This is a genomic window from Hymenobacter sp. NBH84, from assembly GCF_014217645.1.
In the GTDB taxonomy this organism is placed as follows: Bacteria; Bacteroidota; Bacteroidia; order Cytophagales; family Hymenobacteraceae; genus Hymenobacter; species Hymenobacter profundi.
In genome coordinates this window covers 1,978,846-2,002,802 of the sequence record NZ_CP043644.1, presented here as the reverse complement: position 1 = coordinate 2,002,802, position 23,957 = coordinate 1,978,846, and the positions used below count along the sequence as shown (strand labels likewise).

Here is a 23,957-nt window from a genome sequence, read left to right as displayed (position 1 = left end):
TTGGCATCTGACGGAGCTGCTATCATTTCTTCCACTTCACCGAATTCATGAAATCACTGTTTCACTCCGCTTTCCTGACCACACTGCTCTGCTGGCTTTGCGGCCTGACGCTCTTGGCGTCGGCTACCAGCTGCAGCCAGGAGCAGAAGGCGAAAGTTCAGGAGGCGCTACCCGGCGTACTCACCGGCAACCAGGGCCCGCAGCCCACGCTCGATAGCGTGTATGTGGCGCGCCAGATGCTGGCCGAACCCGCCTTCAAAAGTCAGCTCGACTGGGCCAAGAAGTTTTACAAAGCCCGCGACTACCGCCTGGGCTGGTTTAAAAACCACGAGGTAGTACCGCAGGCCAAGAAGCTACTTGAGGTCATCAATCAAGCCGGCGATGAAGGCTTAGATCCGCAGAAATACAAGATCAAAAACTTCGATAAGCTCTTTGCTGAGCTAGATAAAGCCCGTGGTGATACCACCCAGCGCAACAGCCTGGAGAAGCAAATCGACGTGGCTTTATCGGGTACTTACTTCACCTGGGCCTCCGATTTCTATCGAGGAACTGTAAATCCCCGAGAAGTTAAAAACATTGATTGGGACGTGAAACGCAATAAAATCAAGTTGCACAAGGCCCTCATGACCATTTTGCAAGAGCGCGAAAGCACGTATCCCTACTACGAGTTCGAGCCTCTGCACCCTGAATACGACCGGTTGAAAAAGGCGCTAGCTGAGTACCGCACTATCCAGCGAAACGGCGGCTGGCCTACCCTGCCGGCAGGCACCAAGCTGAAGCCAGGCGATACGTCACCGGCCGTGGCGTTGCTGCGCCGTCGCCTGCTCGATGAGCCGGGCACGCCTGCTCAAGGCGTTGCTACGCCTGTGCAGACGGTAGCCAACAATGGACCATCCAATGGCCCCGCGCCGGCGCCCGCCGCCCAGCAATACGACAGCGAGTTGGTGGCTGCCGTGAAGAAGTTTCAGCAGCAAACTGGGCAGCGGACCGATGGTGTTGTAGGCGGAGAAACCCTGCGCTTGCTCAACATACCGCTCGACAAACGCATCGATCAGATCGTGCTGAACATGGAGCGCTGGCGCTGGATTCCGAAGCGTTTCGAGCAAAATTATCTGCTCGTAAACATCCCGGACTACAAGCTACATGTAGTGGAGGAAGGCAAGGAAGTGATGAACATGAATGTCATTGTGGGCAAGACTTTGAACGCAACGCCGGTCTTCAGCGACAAGGTGGAGTACGTGGTATTGGCCCCCTATTGGAACGTGCCGTTCAGCATCATCGATAAAGAAATGCGTCCGAAACTGGTGGCTAATCCGCAGGCCTACCTCGACCGTTTGGATATGGAAGTGGTGAAGGGTTGGGGTGCCAAAGCTACTCCCATCGACCCTACTACGGTGGACTGGGCGAACCTCACGCAGGCGAACTGGAAGTACACGTTGCGCCGCCGTCCCGGTCCCAAAAATGACCTGGGTGACGTGAAGTTTATCTTCCCTAACTCCAACGATATCTACCTCCACGACACGCCCCACGACGAGCTGTTCAGCCAGACCAAGCGTAACTTCAGCCACGGCTGTGTGCGCGTAGCCGAGCCCATTAAGCTGGCCACTTACCTGCTGCGCAACAAGCCTGGCTACGATGAAAATACTATTCTAAGTACTATCGGAGAGCGGCAGGAAAAGTACATCACCCTACCCGAAAAACTGCCTGTATACTTGGTGTATTTCACGGCGTGGGTAGACGATGCCGGCCACCTGAATTTCCGCGACGACATCTACGGACACGACAAGAACCTAGCGAAAGAATACTTCAACTAGGGTCTTTGGATAGCTTCATCTTCAGTTGAACCTTCTCTATCGTTGCAGGGCTCAATAAAGCTGATAAGCCCTCTGACAGATTCGTTTCAGCTTAGAGTACCTGGACGCAAGAACGATTAGTTTGCGGGCCGCCGAAGGGAGAAAGAAGTTATTACAGTTTACCTCAAAGCCGACTGCGCGCATAGCGTCAGTCGGCTTTTTGCATGTAACCACGGTAACTATTCAATGGCAATAGCTACATCTGCTACTAATAAAATAAGGACGGCAATTAAATAGGGGGAACATGTAGATTACTCTTGTAAATACATATGTAAACTACAGATTACTCTTGTAAATACATATGTAATCAAGATAAGGAAGAGGATAGGTAGAGCATCTTGCTAGCGCAAACACGTGGGTTGCGTACATTTGTGAAGCTAACACTACACTATTCTTGCAGCTTTGGTATGATTGAACGCATCCGGCAGATTCTGGCTACACGCGCACTGTCTCCTACGCAGTTCGCGGATACTATTGGTATCGGCCGGCCCGTAGTCAGCCACATCCTAAATGGGCGAAATAAGCCCAGCCTGGAGGTGATGCAGAAAATAATGGATGCTTTCCCTGACTTAGCACTGCCTTGGCTGCTGAAAGGAGAAGGCCCTATGATGGCATCTGCGCCAGCCGAAGCAACTGCTACTAATACGTCGGAGACCGTTCCTACGATCGTAGCAAGCCCCAGTAAGAAAAAGCAGCGTGCAGCCGCCCTGGTTCCATCGGAGCCCAGCAGTCAGGCTGTAAAGCCCAAAAAAGAGCCTACAAGCGCTCCGTCCCCGCAAATAAGCGCTCCTGAGCGTGAAGAAAGCACTGTTGCCGCCCAGGTGCCCACTACCCCTGAGCTATCGATTACACCGCCTGCACCAGTTGCACCGGCAGCTTTAGAAGTTACTACGCTACCCGCCGCACTAGCCGCTGCGCCTACTAATAAGGCTATTCGACGCATAATTATCTTCTATCAGGATGGTACGTTCACGGACTACCAACCGGAGAAGTAACTTGTGCTATTTATGCTTCTTAGCAAATAAGAGTTCTGATGTGGCAAGGATGTTGTTGAACGCTCGTAATTGCAATAATCCAATTTGGCAGGCTGGCTATTTCTTCTCTATACCAGTAAATGGTTGTGGTGTGCTATAAGATGCTTGCAAGTGTTTCAATGCGTTGGCAAAATTGGTTGTGTCTGGTGCTGATTTGCTAAGTAAGCTCAGCTAACAGAATGATTATATGCATTTATATTTTGTTATTTTTCAGATACTTAACATACTTATGCGGAAGTGTGGCTTTATTGTTTATGCGTTAGTATGTAGTCTTATTTAATATTGAAATAGTTATATAGATTAGGTTGGTGGTTCCTCGGTGAAATGCATAGTAACAGTGCTAAAATCCTTGACAGTTAGATTGGCTTGTTAAAACAATAAATCCTACTCGTTTTATTTGGCCAAAGCTGTTAGTAGGTGTTTTTTATTATTAGCTGTCCCATTTCAACTTAACAAAAGTAACATGACTTTAGGAAGGGTCATGGTAGGTCAACAGGAAGGACATTTGTTGACCAGTGACCAACAGCAGGCTTTCATCAAGAAGCGGCGGAGAATAAGTGACTGTTGACTTTTGTAATAAGTAGCACTAGTGCTGGTTGGACATCAACTCAAAACAAAAGCTGATAAGCGTGAGAAAGTCCGGCTTGGCGTTATTCGCGTTGATGCTTACCTTTGGGCTATGAAAACGTCTCGCCTGTTTCTTCTGCTTGCTGCCAGCGCCACGCTGCTATTTGCTTCTTCTTGCGCGCAACAGCCCGATCCTGAGAAAGACCCCGATGCTGATGCTGCCTACAAGCGCAGCCACCGCCCCGAAATGTACCGTGAGGCGCAACGCAGCAACGTAAACTACTAACCTATCTTTTATCTGCCTTTATCGGCAGAGTTGGCTGTTATACAAAAAGCCCCGCCGGATCGACTCCGGCGGGGCTTCTGTATAGTAGGTGGTAGGACGTTTACTAATAAGCGCTAACCGGAGCCAAAGCAGGAATAGGCAACAGCGTAGGCAGTGTGATGGCCTGTAGCAATGGCTGCTCCAATAGGTCGGCCCAGGTGCGGAGGTAGAGTACTACATCGTCGCGCTGGTTGTGGCGCAGTGCGTTGCGCCGTTCCAGGGGTAAGGCACCGCGAATAACCGGATCGGCAAGGCGCTCTAGATGCGCGAGGTCCTGGCGGGTGAAGCCCGCTGCCAGCATTTCGTCGATGGTATCATCGATGGGTAGGCCGCTGGAAGGGCAATAGTCGATGAGCTGCCGCTCCCAGTCGCCGTAGCGCTGCATAGCCCGGCTATGGATTTCGGCTTTGGTGAGGTGGGTGATAGTCTGCGCTAGGTGGCCGCAGTTGCAGCTACCCATGTGGCCCCACTGGTAGGGCGCTTGCGTGGCCAGACGCTGTGCCGTGGCGCGCAACGCCTGAATGACGGGAAGAGTGCTGATAGCCATACAGAAATAGAAAAAGAGTGTTCGGAAATATAAGCCGATAGCCGGATTTTTTGTTTCCTTTTGACCCCACTAGAGCATAAAAAACCCGAACGCCTCCAGACGTTCGGGTTTTTTATGCTCTAGTGGGGTAGGAACCTGACGAGCTTAGCGCTGCCCGCCGCTGTCGCCTCGGAAGCGACGACGGTTGCCACCGCCACCGCTGCTGCCTGCCGTTGCGGGCCGATTGCCGCCCGTAGCAGGGCGAGAGGAGCCACTGGCGCTAGGCCCGGCAGTGCGGCCAGCCGAACCTTGTCCTTGCCCACCAGAGCGCCCGCCTTGGCCGCTACCGCCCCGGCCGGGCCGCGGCGGACGCCCCGCCGGACCTTTGGGCCGCTGAATGTTTTTGCCGCTGTGCAGCATCACGGGTTCCACACTGTTGGTCTTATAAGGATGCTCGAACACCACGTCAATCTGACGCTTAATCAGGCGCTGGATGTCCTGTAGGTAGGCGCGTTCCTCTTCTTCCACAAACGACAGCGCCATGCCATCGGCGCCGGCCCGGCCCGTGCGCCCAATGCGGTGCACGTAGGTTTCAGGCTCGTTGGGCATTTCGTAGTTGACAACGTGCGTCAGCTCATCCACGTCGATGCCGCGGGCGGCAATATCAGTGGCTACCAGCACGCGGGTAGTGCCGGCCTTGAAGTTGCTGAGCGCCCGTTGCCGATGGTTCTGCGACTTGTTGCCGTGGATGGCTTCGGCCGGAATATTGGCCTTTGCCAGCGTCTTCACCACGCGGTCGGCGCCATGTTTGGTGCGGGTAAATACCAGCACGCGGCGGATGTTTTTATCGGCCAGCACGTGTTCCAGCAAGGCGGGCTTATCGTTTTTCTCCACTAAATACACAGCCTGCGATACCGTGTCGGCGGTGCTCGAAACGGGCGTTACGGCTACCTTCACCGGGTTGGGGCGCAGCAGCGAGTTGGCCAGCTCTTGAATCTGACCCGGCATGGTAGCCGAGAAAAACAGCGTTTGCCGCTTGGCTGGCAACTTAGGTAGAATACGCTTGATGTCATGGATAAAGCCCATGTCCAGCATGCGGTCGGCCTCATCTAACACAAACACGTCGAGGTGACGTAGGTCCACGTAGCCCTGATTCATGAGGTCGAGCAGGCGGCCGGGGGTAGCAATCAGCACCTCCACGCCGCGCCGTAGCGCCTGCGTTTGGGGCAGCTGGCCTACCCCGCCAAAGATAACCGTGTGGCGCAGCTTCAGGTGGCGGCCATACGCCCCAAAACTTTCCCCGATCTGGATGGCCAATTCGCGGGTAGGCGTGAGTACCAGGCAGCGAATGCGGGAGTGCGAATGCTGCGCTACCTGTGCCGTTTGGTGCAGAATCTGAAGAATAGGAACTGTAAAGGCGGCTGTTTTGCCGGTACCGGTTTGAGCCACACCCAGTAGGTCGTGGCCTTCCAGCACCTGCGGAATTGCCTGCGCCTGAATAGGGGTAGGCGTCGTATACCCTTCCTCGTGCAAAGCGCGCAGGATGGGGTCAATCAGATTGAGTTCGTCGAAGGACATTAAAAAAAGTAGGAAAATGCCCGTTAACGGGCCACTGGCCTCAGGCCAGCGCGTGAATAGAGCCCGCAAAGGTCGGAAGGTTTGCGGTAGAAATTGGTGCGCACCAGAAAATCAGGCAGAGCCAGACCACCAATGCGGGTGCAAGCGGTAACAGGAAAGCGAGCGTTGTGCTTGATTAGCAGCCTGCTATCGACAGCAAGAGGTAGAAAGCTGCGGGCATTGCCGCCGTATCTACCGCAACACGACAAGCTACCGGCCGTTTTTGTTCGTATTGGCTGATAATCTTTCACGAACCGTTTTTTTTGCCTTCCATGAAAATAACTGATCGAAAAATCGCTTACGATGGTCACTACAAGCTCAGCAAGCTAACAGTGCAGGACGGCGACAAAGAATTGCAACGAGAGCGTTTTGAGCCTGGGCAGGCCGTGGCCGCGTTGGTTTTCGACACGCAAAAGGAAAAGTTTCTGCTGGTGCAGCAGTATCGGGTAGGCGCCGAGGCCGACGTGCTGGAAATCGTAGCGGGCATGATAGACCCAGAGGATAAAAATCCCGAAGAAGCGCTGCGCCGCGAAATACAAGAGGAGCTAGGTTACCCCGTTGATGCACTGATACCTATTGCCGAAGTGTATGCTTCTCCCGGTAACTCAGCCGAGCGGCACTATATCTACTACGCCGAAGTCAGCAAGCAAACAGGAACTGGCGGTGGTGTCGCCAGCGAAAATGAACACCTCGAACTCGTGGAGTTGACAGCAGAGGAATTATATAAGGAAAAGCCTCTGGACGCGAAAACACTACTGGCAACACAATGGTACCAATTGTTTAAACAAAAGGATATATAAAATTTTATATTTATTTCGTACAACATTTGTATAAAAACCGAAATCCCGTGTTACCTGATGGATTAGGTGACACGGGATTTTATTGTCAGATCAAAATCTACTTTATTATTGGGTGTTTACTACATACTCAAAGTCTTGCTTGAGCTTTGCATCGTTAAGTGTCACATATACCGTCTGTTGATCATTGATTTTAACAAATGGTATACTTCGTTTACTCATATATAAGTCACGATTCCAAAAACGACCTTGCCCTTCTGGTAAAGAAGGTACGGCTAGCAATTCTTTGCCAGCTTTATCACGAGCGGTAACGCTGAGCAGAGCCGGGTCGGCGTTCTGTGCGCCGCGCCGATACATAGTAACTACCAGCATTCCACCAGCCGGTAAAGCCTGAAACTTGCGTTGGTAGGTGCTATCGGCCCAGTTATTTATTCGGCGCAGTTCCGTGATTTCTGTGAGCAGCTCGGCGTAGGGACGATAGGCTAGACGCGTGACGGAGGCCGTTACTTCAGCTTCCTCATCGGTGTTTTTGGTGACGTTGAGAACGTAAGCACATTCTTCGTCTTTCTTAGGACGTAGGTATTTTTTGCGCGGCGTGCCCGGTAGCATTTGGGCAGAAGCTTCAAAGCTTAGGAATAAAGCGAATAGAAAGAAAAACTGCTTCATGAAAAAGGATAAAGAGAAAGCGGTAAGCAGCCCATATAGCATGGGCAAAATTAGAAAAGAGCAAATTGAGTGCCTGATGCGTGTCCTGTAGCTGTAAAATGCCCCAGTGAATGTGCTTGTAATAAAAATACCCGTTCTTGTAATATTGGCACTTCGCCATTCTATCATATAATGATATGCTCCTTACAATTACTACCACCCACCAGCCTGCTACTGATCTGGGCTATCTATTATATAAGAATCCCGCCCGCTTGCAGTCGGTGGATATTGCCTATGGGCAGGCGCACGTGTTCTACCCCGAAGCCACGGCCGAGCGTTGCACCGCCGCCCTGCTGCTCGATATCGACCCCATCGCGCTGGTGCGCAACCACCGGGGGCCGGCCGGCGAGGGCTTTGCCCTGGAGCAGTACGTCAACGACCGGCCTTATGCTGCGTCATCGTTTCTGAGCACGGCCCTGGCTAAAGCGTTCAACACGGCCATGAACGGCACCTGCAAGGACCGCCCCGAGCTGCCCGACGTTTTGTTGCCGCTGGAAGCCACCGTGGCGGCCCTACCCGCCACTAGCACCGAGCAACTCCGCCGCCTGTTTGCGCCCTTGGGCTACGAGATAGAAGTGGAGGAGCATCCGCTCGACCCGACCGTGCCGCAGTGGGGCGCCAGCCGCTACCACACGCTACGCCTGCGCCACTCGGCCCTGCGTCTGCGCGACCTGCTGAGCCACCTTTACGTGCTCATTCCGGTGCTCGACCGTGGCGACAAGCACTACTGGATAAGTCAGGACGAAGCCGAAAAACTGCTGCGCCGCGGGGCCGAGTGGCTGCCCCAGCACCCCGACCGGGAGTTTATTACGCGGCGCTACCTGCGCTTTGCCGAGTTTGTCAACCCTACCCTTAGACGGCTACTAGCCCTGGATGCCGAGGCCTCGGACGATGCGCCGGAACTGGAGCCACTCACTGAAGCAAATGCTACTGTAGAAGCTGCGGAAACTGCTACCGCGCCCGCTGAAACCGCCGCCAAGCAAAACCTGCACGATCTGCGCCTGGACCGCGTGGCGGAGGAAATCAAGGGGATTGGCGCCACGAGGGTGCTGGATTTGGGTTGCGGGGAAGGTAAGCTGGTGCGCCGGCTGCTGAAAAACCCAAAAATCGAGCACATTCTGGCAATGGACGTGTCGTGGCGGGAGCTGGAGCGGGCCCAGCAGCGCCTGCACGTGGCCGAAATGCCCCCGCGCCAGCGCGAGCGGCTCACGCTCACACAAGGCTCCCTGCTCTACCACGACCCGCGCCTGGCCGGCTACGACGCGGCGGCGGTGGTTGAAGTCATCGAGCACCTCGATGAAAGCCGGCTGGCGGCATTTGAAGAAGTGGTATTTGCCCGCGCCCGCCCCGGCGCCGTGCTCGTCACCACCCCCAACGCCGACTACAACCAGCGATACGAATCCCTCTCCGCCGGCGACTTCCGCCACCACGACCATCGCTTTGAGTGGACGCGGGCGCAGTTCACCACCTGGGCCGAAGGTGTGGCCGAGCGCCACGGCTACCGCGTGCGCCTGGAGCCATTGGGCCCGGCAGAGGCGGAGGTAGGAGCCCCGTCGCAGCTGGCTGTATTTGAGGTAGGGTAAGAGAGTTGGTTGGATTACAGGCTAATGATAGTGCCGTCTCCGGCCGCGTAGCGGCCATAGGTTTGTAGGGAAGGCACGAACTTCTATCACTAAGATTTACGGCCTTGAACCTCGTCCGGCCAATCTAATAAGCCGCCATTCTTTGTATAAACTCCATCTCGTAGAAATCGATCAATAAAAGTTGCAAGCGAATCGGTCAGAGTAACATTCATATGGTGAATCTGATAGCCAGAAGATTGAGAAGTTAGCTCAACCTCCCATATATCACAATAAGTCAAATACTCGGCTACATAAAACTGTTGAGGCTCAAACTCCCGCTTCTGCTCAAGTATTTCTTCAAGCGGAATAATTCGAAACATATCCTCGGCTGATTCAAAGCCATTGCAAAACGAGTAAAACGCTTTGAAATCAGCTGGGAGAGTCAAGCTCATTTCCTGCTCAAATTGTTGAATCAGTTGCTTACTCGCGCCAGGATACAGTGTGATATCTGTTTGACTCAGATTAGCTTTGAGCGTCGAGAGTAACCCGTGAATTGTCATTCTATTCAGGTGATAAACGGATAATGACCTGTTGCCAAGGCGCCGTCTGTCTCTATTTCCTTTTGTCCTCTATATGCCCCAAGATACCCTTAAGCTCCCCGAGCTCTCCCTGGTTTTGCTCATCGGCACCTCAGGAGCAGGCAAAAGTACGTTTGCGCATCGCTTATTTCAGCCCACGGAAATTGTATCGTCGGACCGGTGTCGGGCTTTGGTGTCCGATAATGAGAACAACCAGGCGGCTACGTCAGATGCCTTTGCCTTGCTGCACTACCTGGTAGGGCTGCGCCTGAAGCGCGGTCTGCTGACGGTGGTAGACGCCACCAACGTGCAGCCCGAAGCCCGCAAAACCCTCGTGCAGCTGGCCCGCGATTACCATGTGCTACCCACCGCCATCATCCTCGACGTGCCCGACCGCGTGGCTGAGGACCGCAACCGCCAGCGGGCCGAGCGCCAGCACCTGGGCCGCCACGTAGTGCCCCAGCAACGTCAGCAGCTGCGCCGAAGCCTCAAGACGCTCCGGCAGGAGGGATTCCGCCACATCTACCACCTGCGCGGCCCCGAGGAAATTGACGGCGTGCAGGCTATTGTGCGCGATCCGCTCTACAATAACCGCAAGCAGGACACCGGCCCGTTCGACATCATCGGCGACGTGCACGGCTGCTACCACGAGTTGGTGCTGCTGCTCACGGAACTGGGCTATGTAGTAGAGGAAGAACCGGTGACCGATGCGCGGGATTTAGGCGTGCGCGTGACGGCGCCGGCCGGTCGCCGTGCCCTGTTTTTGGGCGACTTGGTAGATCGGGGGCCGGCCTCGCCGCAGGTGCTGCGGCTGGTGATGCGCATGGTGCAGCACGGCCTGGCCCTGTGCGTGCCCGGCAACCATGACATCAAGCTGCTGCGCTACCTCAACGGCAAAAACGTGAACGAACAGCACGGCTTTGCCGAAACCGTGGCCCAGTTGGCCTCGGAGACGGATACATTTAAAGCGCAGGTGCGCCAGTTTTTGGATGGGCTGGTGAGCCATTATGTGCTGGACGGCGGCAAGCTGGTGGTAGCCCACGCTGGCATGCGCGAGGAAATGCAGGGTAGGGGCTCGGGGGCCGTGCGGGCCTTTGCGCTGTTTGGCGAAACCACCGGCGAAATCGACGAGTTTGGTCTGCCCGTGCGCTACAACTGGGCCGCTGAGTACCGCGGCCGCGCCACGGTGGTGTACGGCCACACCCCCGTGCCCGCGCCTGAGTGGCTCAACAACACCATCGACATTGATACCGGCTGCGTATTCGGTGGCCGCCTCACTGCCCTGCGCTACCCCGAGCGTGAACTGGTATCGGTGCCGGCGCAACAAGTGTACTGCGAGCCGGTGCGTCCGCTGATAGCTGTCGGCTCTCAGCCGTTAGCCTCTTCTAAAACGAACTCGAACGACGAGCTATCAGCTGATAGCCAGCTGCTAACAGCGCAACAGGAAAGCGACGACCTGCTTGACATCCGCGATGTGATGGGTAAGCAGATCATCCAGACGCGGTTGCTGCCTTCCGTCACGATTCGGGAGGAAAACGCGGTGGCGGCGCTGGAGGTGATGTCGCGCTTTGCCCTAAACCCAAAGTGGTTGCTGTACCTACCGCCTACCATGTCGCCCACCGAAACCTCGGCGTTGCCCGATATGCTGGAGCACCCCGCCGAAGCCTTCGACTACTTCCGCCGTCAGGGCCTGGAGCGGGTGGTGTGCGAGGAAAAGCACATGGGCAGCCGCGTGGTGGTGGTGCTGGCGCGCAGTGAAGACGCCGCCCGGCGCCGCTTTGGGGTGGTAGGCGAGGGGCCGGGCAAGTGCTACACCCGCACCGGCCGTAACTTCTTCACCAACGAAGCCCTGGAAGAAGCCTTCCTTACACGCTTGCAGGATGCCCTCACGGCAAGTGGCTTCTGGGAACGGTTCCAGACCGATTGGGTGTGCCTAGATGCCGAGCTGCTACCCTGGTCGGCCAAGGCGCAGGAGTTGATTAAGACGCAGTACGCCGCCGTGGCGGCCGCCGCTACTGCCGCCCTACCTCTGGCCGAAGCCGCCCTGGCGCAAGCTGCCACCCGCGGCCTCGATGGGGTAGAAGCCCTGCTGGCCCGCACTTCGGCCCGCCGCACCGCCGCCGACCACTACGCCGATGCCTACCGCCGCTACTGCTGGCCCGTGGAGAGCCTCGCCGACCTGCGCCTGGCGCCCTTCCACCTGCTCGCTACCGAGGGCCGCACCTACTTCGACAAGGACCACGCTTGGCATATGGAAACCCTGCGCGCGATGTGTCTGGCCGATGAAAGCCTGCTCCGTGCCACGCCCTACCGCGTGGTGCATCTGCAAGATAGTGCCGACGTAGAAGCCGCTACCCAATGGTGGCTCGACCTCACGGCCAGCGGCGGCGAAGGCATGGTCGTAAAGCCCTATGACTTCATTTCGACCACTAAAAAAGGCCTCATCCAACCTGCCCTCAAGTGCCGCGGCCGCGAGTACCTGCGCATCATCTACGGCCCCGACTACCTCCTGCCCGGCAACCTGGAGCGCCTGCGCGAGCGAAACGTGAAGTCCAAGCGCAACTTGGCCCTGCGCGAGTTCACCCTCGGTGTGGAAGGTTTGGAGCGTTTCGTGGCCGGCCAGCCGCTGCGGGCTGTGCACCAGTGTGTTTTCGGCGTGCTGGCACTAGAAAGCGAGGCCGTGGACCCGCGGTTGTAGGTATGTAGCGGCTACCCGCAAGATCTGCAGCAGAAAGCTCATCACTTCACTATTTTTTCTTTCTGGCTCATGCACGCCCGCATCCAAACTGCCCTCCACCAACTCGAAGCCACCCACCACATCCGCATCCTCTATGCCTGCGAGTCGGGTAGCCGGGCCTGGGGCTTCCCCTCGCCGGATTCTGACTACGACGTGCGCTTTCTCTACAGCCACTCGCCCGACTGGTACCTGACCCTCGACGCCGGCCCCGACACGCTCAACTTCCCCGTGGACAACGAGCTGGACCTAGCCGGCTGGGAGCTGCGCAAGGCCTTGAAGCTGCTGCGCGGCGGCAACGCGGCCTTGTTCGAGTGGCTACAGTCGCCGGTGGTGTACCGGTAGGCGCCTGGATTTCGGGAGGCGCTGGGCCCCTTGCTGCCGGCGTGCTGGAACCCGCGGGCCGGGCTACATCATTACCTGGGCCTGATGCGGCGCGGGGTAGAGGACGATCTGACCAGCCAGCATGTACGCTTGAAAAGCCTATTCTACGCTCTGTGCTCCACGCTGGCTGCGAGTTGGATTCGGCAACGCCCTGATGAGGTGCCGCCGATGGAGTTCCGGCCGCTCCGTGAGCTATTGCCAGCCGCGCTGCACAGCGTAGTAGACGAGCTACTCGCCCGCAAAGCCACCGCCGACGACAAAACCACTGTGCCCCGTCCGGCCATGCTAGTCGAATATCTGCAAGCTGAGTACGAAGCTACCCTAGCCGCCCGCGAAACTCTACCCGTCACTCGCCAGCCTGACCCCACGGCGGCGCTAGACGTGCTGTTTCGGGCGTGGCTACCGGACGCGGGCACTATGTAGGGACGCATATTCGCGTCTCGGCGTCAGAACGACCGGACGGATTTATGGTAGAACCACGCCGCCGTTTTCCACCAGAACAGCCCGCTCTAATTAAATAACATCAGCAACGACGAGACGCGAATACGTGTCTCTACACCCGCCCATGACTATTCTCGACCTGCGCCAACGCGGCCTGCTTCTCTTCGAAGCCATCAGCGGCAGCCGCGCCTACGGTACCCACCTGCCGCACTCCGACACCGATCTGAAAGGCGTGTTCATCCTACCCGAAACCGAGTTCTACGGCCTCGACTACGTGCCGCAGGTGGCTAATGATACCAACGACGAGGTATTTTACGAGCTGCGCCGCTTCGTGGAACTGCTGCTCAAGAACAACCCTACCGTGCTAGAGCTGCTCGGTACTCCCGAGGACTGCGTGGTGTATAGGCACCCGCTGTTTGTAGCGTTTCGAGCCGAAGATTTCCTCTCGAAGCTGTGTCGCCAGAGCTTTGCCGAATACGCCGTAGCGCAGATCAGGAAGGCGAAAGGACTGAACAAGAAAATCAACCATTCTGAGCCGCCTAGCCGCAAATCAGTGCTGGATTTCTGCTACGTGACGGTGGGTGCAGGCGCGCAGCCGGTAGCCATCTGGCTGGAACGGCGCGGCTACGGGGCCAGTCAGTGTGGCTTGGCCAATGTACCACACCTCACCGACTTGTATGCCCTATTCGTAGACGAAACTCCCGACCAGCGCCACGGCTACCGCGGTCTGGTGCGCGACCCCGATACCTCGCAGGACGTGCAGCTCTCGGCCGTGCCGAAAGGGGAGGTGCCGGCGGCCTACCTCAGCTTCAACCGTAACGGCTATAGCACCTACTGCCGCGTGTACCGCGAGTACAAGGAATGGGAGCAGAAGCGCAACCCCGAGCGCTACCAAAACACCGTGCAGCACGGCAAAAACTACGACGCTAAAAACATGCTCCACGTGTTCCGGCTGCTGCGCATGGCCGAGGAAATTGCCACCGAAGGCCGCCTGCACGTCCGCCGCCCCGACCGGGACTTCCTCCTACAAATCCGCCGCGGCGAGTTTGAGTACGAGCAATTGGTAACCGAAGCCGAAACGTTGGTAGAACGGGTAAATACCGCCTTTGCTACCTCCACGCTACCCGAAACGCCCAACAGAGAAGCAGTCGAGCAACTGCTGATTCAAACGCGGCGGGCGTGGTACACTATGCGTCAGCACCCGGCATAGAGGCACAATATGTTGCCTTGTCGTTAAACGACTTGCGACAGCATCATTCGCATAAACGCCATCAGCAACGGCGAGATAGACGATATTGCATTTCCACACCATAAGTAACCATATAATAAGGTAGGGCGCCCAGCGCGAGAAGTGTCTCTCGCGTTGGGCGCCCTGCCTTATCGTATGGCTATGCCTATGACGGTACTAGAAGCGGCGGGCGCGCACTGTGGAGCGGAGCTTGTGGCTGCGTTTCTTGTGGAAGAATTTCAGGCCCTTACGATTTCCCTTCCGGAAGCCTCTGTACACTTTGTAGCTCGGGCGGTGCGTGTATACGCGGCCTTTTGCTTTGGCCCGGGCATAGCGCGTGCCGGGATTAGTGGCCTCAGCAGGCTGAAGCCCACTTAGCAAAAACAAGGCGAAAACGAGCAGCAGGGCTTTGTACATGCGAGCAGAGAGAGTATGATGAGAGTAACAAAGAATAGAACTCTGATAAGAGTAGAAAATTGCGTGCCAGATCCCCAGGGAATAAGAAATAACACGGTGCGGCCTTTTTAAAAATGAAAAGCCTCCCGGGTGGAATCGGGAGGCTTTTAGTCGTAAGGCGTGCCTGGCCAGGCCGGGGTGGGAGCAGCGGGCCGGCGACTTACGAGTGGACGACCGACCGGGTGGATTCTCGGACAATCAAGCGCGTGGGAATTTTGACGGTAGAGGGTGGGGCAGCTTTTTGTTTCTTTTCAATCAGTTCAATTAGGCGCTCTACGGCTACCTGCCCGATTTCCTGGGCAGGCTGCACGACGGTGCTGAGCGCCGGGTTTAGAAGGTCGGCAGCGTTGAGATTCGTGAAGCCAATCAGCGATACGTCGTCGGGAATGGCGATGCGGCGCTGATGCAGCGACGCCAGGCAGCCCAGCGCCAACCGGTCGCTGGCTGTGAAAAAGGCGTCGGGTGGGGTAGGGAGGGCCAATAGCTCGTCCACCATCGGCCCGGTTTCGTCCTGCCCGAAGCTGCCGTAGCGTACCAGAGCCTCATCGTAGGGTAGGCCGTATTGCTCCAGGGCGGCACGGTAGCCGGCCAGGCGTTCCTTCGTGATGCTCAACCACGGCGGAATAGTAAGGTGAGCAATACGCTGACGACCAGCTTTAATTAAGTGTTCGGTGGCAGCAAAGGCCCCACCAAAGTTATCGGCCACAATGCGCGTAGTATCTAGCTCGTGCGATACCCGGTCGAATTGTACAATGGGTAGGCCCTGCTCCTGCAACGCCCGCAGGTGCGATACATCGGAGGTTTCGCTGGATAGCGAGATCAGCAAGCCGTCTACCTTCCGGTCCATGGCCTGCTGCATGTTGGCCGCTTCCCGCTCGTACGACTCCTGACTTTGGAAGATAATGACGTGGTAGCCCCGGTTGTAGGCAATGGCCTCAATGCCGTTGATGGCCTGCGAAAAGAAGTAATTGGCAATCTGCGGCACAATCACGCCAATGGCCCGACTACGATTTTCCTTCAGGCTGAGCGCAATGGGGTTGGGGCGATAGTTCAGCCGCTCGGCATACTCCAGCACCAGCTCTTTCGTCTCCTGATTTATCTCGTAGCTACCCCGCAACGCCCGCGAAACCGTGGAAGTTGAGATGTTCAGAGCGCGGGCGATATCCTTTATAGTGACGGTACTCAAAGTAAACTATACTTCTAAAATGCAATTTTAAGGAGAGGGGTAGATGGGATTGAGGGTAGGGGTAGAGGAGCGGGAAAAAGGCTTCGGGAGCAAATCTAACAACTTATTGCATAACAACAACTCGCTTTGACATCGTTCCCGGCAACGTTTGCGGTAATAAATGCTCGCAAGCGTTTTCTTTCCTTGATGCTGCAATGTAATCTTAAAGAGCCGGGTTATGCACCCAATCTCAAAAAAAATATCACTGCTTCTCAGAATAGGTACGAAATCGTTTACTCCGCTTCAGGGCCAGTGCCAAGGCCATTTTTACTGCAACGGCTCACGCAAAGTTGCACTAGCATGGTAGGCAAATTTTCGCGCATCACTCCAATTCCTACTCTTATACATTCTGGTTTCATGAAAAAATATCTACTGTCGCTCTGGCTACTGCTGGGGATAGTGTCGCTGGCTGTAGCCCAGCAACGACAGGTAACGGGCGTGGTACGCTCGGCGGATAAGGCTGAGGCCTTACCTGGCGTAACGGTAGTGGAAGTAGGTACCACCAACGGTGCTACCACCGACGGCGAAGGACGTTTTGTACTGACAGTAGCCGGACCCGCTGCTAAGATTCGCCTAAGCTACATCGGGTTTGTATCGCAAGACGTGACGGTGGGCACGCGCAGCAGCATCACCGTAGAGTTGCGCGAGGACTCCAAGGCCCTCGACGACGTGGTGGTAATCGGCTACCAGGCCGTGCAGCGCCGCGACGTAACAGGGTCCGTGTCGTCGGTTAGTGCGCAGCAAATCAAAGATATACCCGTTAACTCGGCCGCTGATGCATTAGCCGGCCGCTTGGCCGGGGTGCAGGTTACGGCTTCCGAAGGCCAGCCGGGTTCCGATGTGCGGATCCGGGTACGGGGTGGCGGTTCTATCACACAAGACAACTCGCCGCTGTACGTGGTGGACGGGGTGCAGGTGGAAAACGCCTTATCGGTACTTTCTCCGCAGGATATTGCCTCCGTTGACGTCCTGAAGGATGCCTCGGCTACGGCTATCTACGGCGCCCGCGGTGCCAACGGCGTAGTAATTATCACGACCAAAAATGGCCGCGAGGGCAAAACAACGGTGTCCTACACTGGCTTTGCTGGCGTCCGCACCATCACCAAAACATTGGATGTTCTGAATCCGGCGGAGTACCTCGACTACGCTTACGAGCGCTCAGCACTGTCGGGGGCTAGCTACCTGAGCGGATTCAGGACCCGCTTTGGCAGCTCCAACTTCACCAGCGATACACTGAACCTGCTGCGTAATTCGCCCTTCCTCGACTGGCAGGATCGGGTGTTTGGCCGCCGCGCTTTCCAGCAGACACACAACCTGACGGTTTCGGGTGGTAGCAAGAGCACTACCTACTCTATTAGCCTGACAGATAACGAGGAGAAGGGTATTCAGTATGGTTCCGACTACAACCGCAAGCTGGTAAACTTTCGCTTCGACCACAAAGCCACCGATAAGTTCCGCATTGGCTTTAATACGCGTTTCAATAACCAGGTAGTGAAGGGTTCGGGCACTTCTACCAACGGCGCTACCACTACCTCGCGCTTGCGCAACGCGGTTACCTACGTGCCATTAGAGACGACGGGTACCACTGCTATAAACCCCGCCGACCTAATCTTCGACGACGATTTGTATAACAACTCGGGGCAGCTGGTGAATCCCATTCTGGCCATCGACAACGAGTACCGCCAGGATAAGCGTTTGCTGATCAACCTCAGCGGCTACGCCAGCTATAACTTCACCAAAACGCTGCAGTTCCGCTCCACGGTGGGGTACGATAATACCAACCGTCGCATCGAATCTTTTAACGGTCAGTTCTCGCCCAGTATCCGCAGCAGCAACTACGCTAACCTGCCCTTTGCCTCCATTGCGACGAGTGTGCTGGGTACGATTAATAACTCAAACGTACTGACGTATTCCCTCACCAAAGGCAAACACGCTTTCGATGCGTTGTTGGGGGAAGAAATTTACCAGCAGCTGCAAACTTCGCAAAATATTCAGACCAACTTCCTACCCCTGGAAATTACGGCCGACAAGGCCATCAATAACATCAACCAGGGTGTGCCGCCCACGGGCTACACACAGCCCTACCCCTCCACTGACCAGCCCATCAACTCGCGGTTGCTCTCGGGCTTTGGCCGCCTGAACTACAGCTACGACGATAAGTACCTGCTGACGTTCACGTTCCGGGCCGACGGCTCATCGAAGTTTGCGCCCGGCCGCAACCGGGTAGGCTACTTCCCGGCTGCTTCAGCGGCGTGGCGGATTTCGCGCGAGTCATTCATGCAGAATTATACCTCCACCATTTCGGATCTGAAGCTGCGCCTGAGCTACGGTTTGGCCGGTAACAACCGCATCGGCGACGGTCTTTATTTCTCCTCTTTCACACCAGGCAATGCGCAGTACGCTCTAGGAGGAATTGTGCTGCCCGCTACTTCGGCTACCTCACTGGCTAATCCCAACCTGAAGTGGGAAACTACTGCCTCCAGCAACGCGGGCCTCGACCTGAGCCTGTTCAACAACCGGGTGCAGCTTACGGCCGATGTGTACTACAACAAAACCCGCGACTTGCTGATTAATCTGTCGATTCCCTCTTCCTCGGGCTACCCTTCGCAGCTGGTCAACGTAGGGGCTACCTCGAACCGCGGTCTGGAGTTGCAGGCTACCGCCACGGCGGTGCAAACCAAGAACTTTACCTGGACCACCAGCGCCAATATGTCGTTCAACCGGGGCCGGGTAGAAAGCCTCGGGCCGCTACAGGCACTACCACCGCAGTATTCGGGCTGGGCAAGCACCGCTATTTCTTCCGACTACTTGGTGCGGGTAGGACAGCCGGTGGGGCTTATGTACGGTTACGTAACCGATGGCTGGTACACCACCGACCAGTTTGAAGGCTACACCAACGGAAGGTGGGTACCTAGGAACGATGTGGCAAGCGACCAGGGGGTAATTGGTGCCGCCATTGCGCCGGGCTCGCTACGTCTGAAGGACCTCAACAAAGACGGCGTGGTGAATGAGCAGGACCGCACGGTAATAGGCAACGCCAACCCTAAGTTTACGGGTGGTCTGAACCAGCAGTTTTCCTACAAGAATTTCGATGCCAGCATCTTCCTGAACTTCGTGTATGGCAATGATGTGTACAACGCCAACAAAATTGAGTTCACCTCCTTCCTGGCGCAAAACACACAGAGCAACGGGTTGGGCATCCTGGCCGACCGCTACCGCACGATTGACGCCAGCGGCCAAAACATCACCGATCTAGCTACGCTGGATGCCGTGAACCAGAATGCCAAGATCTGGTCGCCCCCGCGTCAGTTGCTGGCGCACTCTTGGGCTATTGAAGATGGTTCGTTCCTGCGCATCAACAACGTTACGCTCGGCTACACACTGCCGAAGGCGCTGGTTGAGCGGGCCAAACTCACGCAGTTGCGCTTTTACGTGACGCTGAACAATCTCTACACGTTCACTAAGTACTCGGGCTACGATCCGGAGGTGAACACCCGCCGCGCTACGCCGCTGACGCCGGGCGTTGACTACGCTGCCTACCCCCGCAGCCGCGCCTTCCTGTTCGGCGTGAACCTTTCGCTTTAGTAATTCCCACAGATCTGTCCTAGAATCATGAAACATATACTTCGTCCTGCCATTCTTGCAGCCACTCTAATGGGCTCTTTGGGGGTAGTTTCCTGCCAGGACTACCTCGATGTGACGCCGGCAGCCCTCTATTCGCCAGAGGATATTTTTAGCAGTGTCAGCAGCGCCACCAGCACCGTTCTGGGGGTGTACGACCCCCTTTCGGGCGACCAGGGCTATGGCATTCGCCTAAACATGTACTACCCCTTCGATACGGACGAGATGCTCAGTAGCCCCGGCGCTTCTGACGCTGGTCGCCGAGGCATCTCCCGCTACGGCGCCATTCCGACCAATAGCGAGATTTCCCGCCCTTGGGACAACCTGTACCAGGGTATTGAGCGGGCGAACATCTGCATCAAGTACATTCCGCAGATGGCGCAGTACACCAGCGGCTCGGCCACGGATATGGCTGCCGTCAAGCGTCTGCATGGCGAGGTATTGGTGCTACGGGCACAGTACTACCTGGAGCTGATTCGCAACTGGGGCGACGTGCCAGCACCCTTCGAACCGTCGGTAGCAGGCCAGAACTTCAACATTCCCAAGACCAACCGCGACGAGATTTACGAGCAGCTCCTCGCTGACTTGTTGCAAGCGGAGGATCTGCTGCCCTGGCGTACGGAGATTGGCGCCAAGGACGAGCGTATCACCAAAGGGGCTGCCAAGGCCTTGCGGGCCCGCATAGCACTGTACCGTGGCGGCTATTCCGAGCGCCAAAATGGGCAGATGGAGCGCGGCTCCAATTACCAGCAATACTACCAGATTGCCCACGACGAGTGCGCTCAACTAATGGCCCGTCGTGATCAACACACGCTGCTGCCCAAAGCAGAGGACGTGTGGCGCGCTATCAATGCACGTACGTTGGAAACAACTGAGATTCTGTTTCAGGTAGGTTCTGGAGGAGGTAATAGCACCTCTGATAGCAAACTGGGTACTTACAATGGCCCACGTCTTAACAACTCGCCTAAGTTTGGTACCACCAGTGGTGCTGTCACGGCGCTGCCCAACTACTTCTATGCGTTCGACTCTACGGATACGCGCCGCGACCTGAACGTGACCAAGTATACCATTGAGAGCAACGATCAACAGAAAGCCACTGAAATTCTGCGCTTGACCGATGGCAAGTTCCGCCGCGACTGGCGTGTGCCGCTGCTACCTGGAAACGCGCAGAACCTGGGCTACAACTGGCCTCTGATCCGCTTCGCCGACGTATTGCTGATGTTTGCTGAGGCTGAAAACGAGCTGAATGGCCCGACGGCAGCTGCCAAAGCTGCCTTCGAAGAAGTGCGCAAGCGAGGTTTGGGTACCAACATAGGTACTACTCCCAGCGACAAAGAAGGTTTCTTCAATGCGATTGTGAAGGAACGCTACCTGGAGTTTGGGGGCGAAGGTATCCGAAAATACGACTTGCTACGCTGGAATCTGCTGGCTACAAAGATTGCCGAAACCAAGGCCACGCTGCGGGCTATGCAGGCCGAAACCGGCACGGGCGCCTACGCGAATGTTCCACAGTACATGTACTACAGAGTAATAAATGGAGAGGTGCAATTCCTGAACTCCTTCTACCGACCCACGCCGGATAAACCGCCGGTGGTGGCTGGAACCACAATAACCCGCCTCAACTGGCGGCAGGGACTGGTAGGTTCAAGTGCCACAACATTTATCAATAACGTGGCGGCTGAATACCAGCCAAACAAAGGCAAAGAGTTGGTGCCTATTCCACAAACGGCTATTGATACCAACCCGGCCCTGGTGCAGAACTTCGGCTACTAACCAACTGATTTTTGCTTCCGCTAGCTTCGGTTGTTGGCGGGAGCAGGACAGTGCAGGACATTGCCCACACTGTGCCTGACTACTTTTTCTTCCGTTTGTTGTCCCTCTTTTCATGAATACTTCCCCTTTCACTACCTATACTACTACCTGGCAAGACCTGGGCGGCGGCCTGCGCCGGCAGGTGCTCACCTACGGCCCGGAGCTGATGCTGGTGAAGGTAGCCTTTGAGGCTGGGGGGGTAGGCGCCCCGCACCAGCACCCCCACGTGCAGATCAGCTATGTGGAGAGTGGCGTGTTTGAGGCCACGGTAGGGGAGCATACCCAAGTGCTACGCACCGGCGACACGTTCTACGCGCCCTCCAACGTGCGCCACGGCGTGGTATGCCGCGAGGCGGGGGTGCTGCTGGACGTGTTCAACCCCCTGCGGGAAGACTTCTTACAACCGTTGGAAGGGTAGGGCCATGCACAACAGACCACAACGAATGACTCGATTTTTTACAGTATTGCTCCTGCTGGTTACAGGAGTAATCGGGGGAAGAAATTCCCTCGCTTATGCGCCGACGGTTAGGGTAGCGCAGGATGGTTCGGGAGATTTCCGAACCATCCAAGCCGCCCTAAACAGCCTGAGCGCCCACGCCGAACAGCAGCGGGTAGTCTATATCAAAAACGGCACCTACCCCGAGAAGGTCTACCTCGACGGCAAAGACCACGTGACCCTGCTCGGGCAGAGCGAAAAAGGCGTGGTGATTACTGTGAGCCAGGCCCGCGACGCTTACCGCTGCGAGGGCAACCTCGATGACTGGGGCGTGGCTACCCTCAACCTGCGCAATTCCCCCGACGTGACGCTGGAGAAGCTCACCGTTGTAAATAGCTACGGCTTCAACGCCGCGGGCGACATCACCATCGACTGTCCCGCCGATGCCAGCGGGCAGAAGAAAATCAGCAAAACCGGCCACCAAATGGCCCTGCGTACCTTCCCTGGCACTACCCGCTTGGTAGTGAAGAACTGCACGTTCCGAGCCCTGGGTGGCGATACTGTGAGCCCCTGGGACGTGGAAGCCGGCTTGTACTACTTCAAGGACTGTACCCTGGAAGGCGGAGTGGATTTCTACTGCCCCCGCGGCTGGGCCTACGCCGAAAACTGCCGCTTTATCTGCCACAACAGGAGCGCGGCCATCTGGCACGACGGCTCGGCAAACAAAGATTCGAAAACGGTGCTGGTGAACTGCCGCTTCGAGGGCGACGACAACTTCAAGCTGGGCCGATTTCACCGCGAGGCGCAGTTTTACCTGATCGGCTGCCGCTTCCCCAAGAATATGGCCGATGCTGATATTTACTGGGCTGAGTCAGGGCCGGGGGCCAAGCAGTGGGGCCGGCGCGTGTACTACGCCAACGCCCGCCGCCGAGGCGGCAACTACGCCTGGATGGCCGACAATCTGGCTGCGGCTGAGGGTAGCCCGACCATCAAACAAATAACGCCCAACTGGACCTTTGGCGGCCGTTGGAACGTGGACCCGAAAGCACCCGCCCTACCCGCGCCGCCCGTGGTGGTCGTAGAAAAAGACTCCGTAGCCGAGCGTATGTTGCTCTATCAGCGTAGCGTAGGCGGCTGGCCCAAGGCTGTGGGCGACGTGAAAGTGAAGTATGACCACCCCCTGACGGCCGCGCAGAAAGCCTCCATCCTGGACGATAAAGGGCGCAACGACCCTACCATCGACAACAACGCTACTACCCGCGAAATCCGATACCTGGTGGAGGCCGCCAAGCGGACTGGCAACCTGGCCTACCGCCGCGCCGCCGAAGATGGCATTCGCTACCTGTTGAAAATGCAGTACGCCAACGGCGGTTTTCCGCAGTACTACCCCGACCACAGCAACTACCGCCACCAGATCACCTACAACGACAACGCCATGATTCAGGCGATGCAGGTGCTGCGTGACCTAGCCGAGCAGCGCGGCGACTATACCCTGCTGGACCAGGGCCTGGTGGAGCCCGCCCGCAAGGCCGTGGCCCGCGGTATTGACTGCATCCTAAAAACCCAATACGTGCAGCACGGCCAGCTTACGGCCTGGGCTGCGCAGTACGACGAGAAAACCCTGCAACCCGCCAAGGCCCGCGCCTTCGAGCTGGCTTCGCTCAGCGGTGATGAAACCGTGGCCATTGTGAAATTTCTAATGGACATCAAAAACCCTTCGCCGGAAATTAAAAAGTCCATTAAAGCCGCCGTAGCGTGGCTGAACAAGGTGAAGCTGGAGGGCTACGCCATCCGTGACGTGACCGACCCCAAGCAACCCAGTGGCCGCGACCGGCTGATTGTACCCGAGGCGGGCTCTACCATCTGGGCGCGCTTCTACGACCTCGACACCAACCGTCCCATCTATGTAGGCCGCGACAGCCAAGTGCACTACTCGCTGGCCGAGATTGAGAACGAGCGGCGCGTGGGCTACGGCTACGCTGGCACCTGGCCCGCCAAGCTCCTGAATCGGGAGTACCCGAAGTGGGAAAAACAGTGGGCCAACTAACCTTCCAAT

Annotated in this window: 17 protein-coding genes and 1 pseudogene; 12 read left to right on the top strand and 6 right to left on the bottom strand. The window is 56.6% G+C overall.

Translation table 11 applies throughout. From position 1 onward, the window contains the following. The first annotated feature begins 47 nt into the window (after positions 1-47). From F1C16_RS08455 to F1C16_RS08445, 3 genes are all read left to right on the top strand, one after another. On the top strand, positions 48-1,814 hold the full coding sequence (locus F1C16_RS08455) for a murein L,D-transpeptidase (RefSeq protein ID WP_185283887.1): 1,767 nt from the start codon (positions 48-50) through the stop codon (positions 1,812-1,814). Between the two features lie 446 nt (positions 1,815-2,260). Beyond that, positions 2,261-2,848, top strand: coding sequence for a helix-turn-helix transcriptional regulator (locus F1C16_RS08450; RefSeq protein WP_185283886.1), 588 nt, complete (start codon positions 2,261-2,263; stop codon positions 2,846-2,848). Positions 2,849-3,566: 718 nt separating this feature from the next. Then, positions 3,567-3,740: a hypothetical protein gene (locus tag F1C16_RS08445; protein WP_185283885.1), complete on the top strand. Its 174-nt coding sequence runs from the start codon at positions 3,567-3,569 to the stop codon at positions 3,738-3,740. A 103-nt stretch (positions 3,741-3,843) separates the two neighbouring features. Here the strand turns inward: F1C16_RS08445 and F1C16_RS08440 are convergent, their stop codons facing one another. Both F1C16_RS08440 and F1C16_RS08435 read right to left on the bottom strand, forming a co-directional pair. Further along, a complete protein-coding gene (locus F1C16_RS08440; RefSeq protein WP_185283884.1) occupies positions 3,844-4,326 on the bottom strand; it encodes a hypothetical protein in 483 nt (160 codons plus the stop codon). A 144-nt stretch (positions 4,327-4,470) separates the two neighbouring features. Continuing rightward, entirely contained in the window at positions 4,471-5,883 is a 1,413-nt protein-coding gene (locus F1C16_RS08435; RefSeq protein ID WP_185283883.1) for a DEAD/DEAH box helicase, read from the bottom strand. Between the two features lie 311 nt (positions 5,884-6,194). Here F1C16_RS08435 and F1C16_RS08430 point away from each other — a divergent pair, with 311 nt between their 5' ends. Then, positions 6,195-6,722: an NUDIX domain-containing protein gene (locus tag F1C16_RS08430; protein ID WP_185283882.1), complete on the top strand. Its 528-nt coding sequence runs from the start codon at positions 6,195-6,197 to the stop codon at positions 6,720-6,722. 105 nt (positions 6,723-6,827) lie between these two features. Here the strand turns inward: F1C16_RS08430 and F1C16_RS08425 are convergent, their stop codons facing one another. Next, positions 6,828-7,385, bottom strand: a complete 558-nt coding sequence (locus F1C16_RS08425; RefSeq protein WP_185283881.1) for a hypothetical protein — start codon at positions 7,383-7,385, stop codon at positions 6,828-6,830. Between the two features lie 176 nt (positions 7,386-7,561). Here F1C16_RS08425 and F1C16_RS08420 point away from each other — a divergent pair, with 176 nt between their 5' ends. Next, entirely contained in the window at positions 7,562-9,007 is a 1,446-nt protein-coding gene (locus tag F1C16_RS08420) for a 3' terminal RNA ribose 2'-O-methyltransferase Hen1 (protein WP_185283880.1), read from the top strand. Positions 9,008-9,096: 89 nt separating this feature from the next. On the opposite strand, the gene F1C16_RS08415 is transcribed toward F1C16_RS08420, so the two are convergent. After that, positions 9,097-9,546 (bottom strand): SMI1/KNR4 family protein, encoded by a 450-nt coding sequence (locus tag F1C16_RS08415; RefSeq protein WP_185283879.1) that lies wholly within the window; start codon positions 9,544-9,546, stop codon positions 9,097-9,099. A 73-nt stretch (positions 9,547-9,619) separates the two neighbouring features. On the opposite strand from F1C16_RS08415, the gene F1C16_RS08410 reads away from it, so the two are divergent. The 3 genes and pseudogenes from F1C16_RS08410 to F1C16_RS08395 all read left to right on the top strand — a co-directional run bounded on the left by F1C16_RS08410 (position 9,620) and on the right by F1C16_RS08395 (position 14,333). Then, a complete protein-coding gene (locus F1C16_RS08410) occupies positions 9,620-12,262 on the top strand; it encodes a polynucleotide kinase-phosphatase (RefSeq protein ID WP_185283878.1) in 2,643 nt (880 codons plus the stop codon). 69 nt (positions 12,263-12,331) lie between these two features. Continuing rightward, a pseudogene (locus F1C16_RS22985) lies at positions 12,332-13,105 on the top strand (DNA polymerase beta superfamily protein). Positions 13,106-13,247: 142 nt separating this feature from the next. Continuing rightward, positions 13,248-14,333, top strand: a complete 1,086-nt coding sequence (locus tag F1C16_RS08395) for a DNA polymerase beta superfamily protein (protein ID WP_185283875.1) — start codon at positions 13,248-13,250, stop codon at positions 14,331-14,333. Positions 14,334-14,528: 195 nt separating this feature from the next. Here the strand turns inward: F1C16_RS08395 and F1C16_RS08390 are convergent, their stop codons facing one another. Beyond that, on the bottom strand, positions 14,529-14,768 hold the full coding sequence (locus F1C16_RS08390) for a hypothetical protein (protein ID WP_185283874.1): 240 nt from the start codon (positions 14,766-14,768) through the stop codon (positions 14,529-14,531). A gap of 199 nt (positions 14,769-14,967) precedes the next feature. Continuing rightward, entirely contained in the window at positions 14,968-15,993 is a 1,026-nt protein-coding gene (locus tag F1C16_RS08385) for a LacI family DNA-binding transcriptional regulator (RefSeq protein ID WP_185283873.1), read from the bottom strand. A gap of 396 nt (positions 15,994-16,389) precedes the next feature. Between F1C16_RS08385 and F1C16_RS08380 the strand changes: the two genes are divergently transcribed. From F1C16_RS08380 to pelA, 4 genes are all read left to right on the top strand, one after another. Then, a complete protein-coding gene (locus F1C16_RS08380; protein WP_185283872.1) occupies positions 16,390-19,617 on the top strand; it encodes a TonB-dependent receptor in 3,228 nt (1,075 codons plus the stop codon). Positions 19,618-19,644: 27 nt separating this feature from the next. Beyond that, a complete protein-coding gene (locus F1C16_RS08375; protein ID WP_185283871.1) occupies positions 19,645-21,426 on the top strand; it encodes a RagB/SusD family nutrient uptake outer membrane protein in 1,782 nt (593 codons plus the stop codon). 112 nt (positions 21,427-21,538) lie between these two features. Next, positions 21,539-21,883, top strand: coding sequence for a cupin domain-containing protein (locus F1C16_RS08370; protein ID WP_185283870.1), 345 nt, complete (start codon positions 21,539-21,541; stop codon positions 21,881-21,883). Positions 21,884-21,908: 25 nt separating this feature from the next. Then, positions 21,909-23,948, top strand: a complete 2,040-nt coding sequence (gene pelA, locus F1C16_RS22980) for a pectate lyase (protein WP_258049075.1) — start codon at positions 21,909-21,911, stop codon at positions 23,946-23,948. Positions 23,949-23,957: the final 9 nt, after the last annotated feature.

Excerpts from the sequence above, each read along its gene's own strand:
- F1C16_RS08395 (WP_185283875.1), top strand. The coding sequence starts at position 13,248 with ATGACTATTCTCGACCTGCGCCAACGCGGCCTGCTTCTCTTCGAAGCC.
- F1C16_RS08375 (WP_185283871.1), top strand. The coding sequence starts at position 19,645 with ATGAAACATATACTTCGTCCTGCCATTCTTGCAGCCACTCTAATGGGC.
- F1C16_RS08440 (WP_185283884.1), bottom strand. The coding sequence starts at position 4,326 with ATGGCTATCAGCACTCTTCCCGTCATTCAGGCGTTGCGCGCCACGGCA.
- F1C16_RS08455 (WP_185283887.1), top strand. The coding sequence starts at position 48 with ATGAAATCACTGTTTCACTCCGCTTTCCTGACCACACTGCTCTGCTGG.
- F1C16_RS08450 (WP_185283886.1), top strand. The coding sequence starts at position 2,261 with ATGATTGAACGCATCCGGCAGATTCTGGCTACACGCGCACTGTCTCCT.
- F1C16_RS08430 (WP_185283882.1), top strand. The coding sequence starts at position 6,195 with ATGAAAATAACTGATCGAAAAATCGCTTACGATGGTCACTACAAGCTC.
- pelA (WP_258049075.1), top strand. The coding sequence starts at position 21,909 with ATGACTCGATTTTTTACAGTATTGCTCCTGCTGGTTACAGGAGTAATC.
- F1C16_RS08380 (WP_185283872.1), top strand. The coding sequence starts at position 16,390 with ATGAAAAAATATCTACTGTCGCTCTGGCTACTGCTGGGGATAGTGTCG.
- F1C16_RS08420 (WP_185283880.1), top strand. The coding sequence starts at position 7,562 with ATGCTCCTTACAATTACTACCACCCACCAGCCTGCTACTGATCTGGGC.
- F1C16_RS08390 (WP_185283874.1), bottom strand. The coding sequence starts at position 14,768 with ATGTACAAAGCCCTGCTGCTCGTTTTCGCCTTGTTTTTGCTAAGTGGG.
- F1C16_RS08435 (WP_185283883.1), bottom strand. The coding sequence starts at position 5,883 with ATGTCCTTCGACGAACTCAATCTGATTGACCCCATCCTGCGCGCTTTG.
- F1C16_RS08425 (WP_185283881.1), bottom strand. The coding sequence starts at position 7,385 with ATGAAGCAGTTTTTCTTTCTATTCGCTTTATTCCTAAGCTTTGAAGCT.
- F1C16_RS08370 (WP_185283870.1), top strand. The coding sequence starts at position 21,539 with ATGAATACTTCCCCTTTCACTACCTATACTACTACCTGGCAAGACCTG.
- F1C16_RS08415 (WP_185283879.1), bottom strand. The coding sequence starts at position 9,546 with ATGACAATTCACGGGTTACTCTCGACGCTCAAAGCTAATCTGAGTCAA.
- F1C16_RS08445 (WP_185283885.1), top strand. The coding sequence starts at position 3,567 with ATGAAAACGTCTCGCCTGTTTCTTCTGCTTGCTGCCAGCGCCACGCTG.
- F1C16_RS08410 (WP_185283878.1), top strand. The coding sequence starts at position 9,620 with ATGCCCCAAGATACCCTTAAGCTCCCCGAGCTCTCCCTGGTTTTGCTC.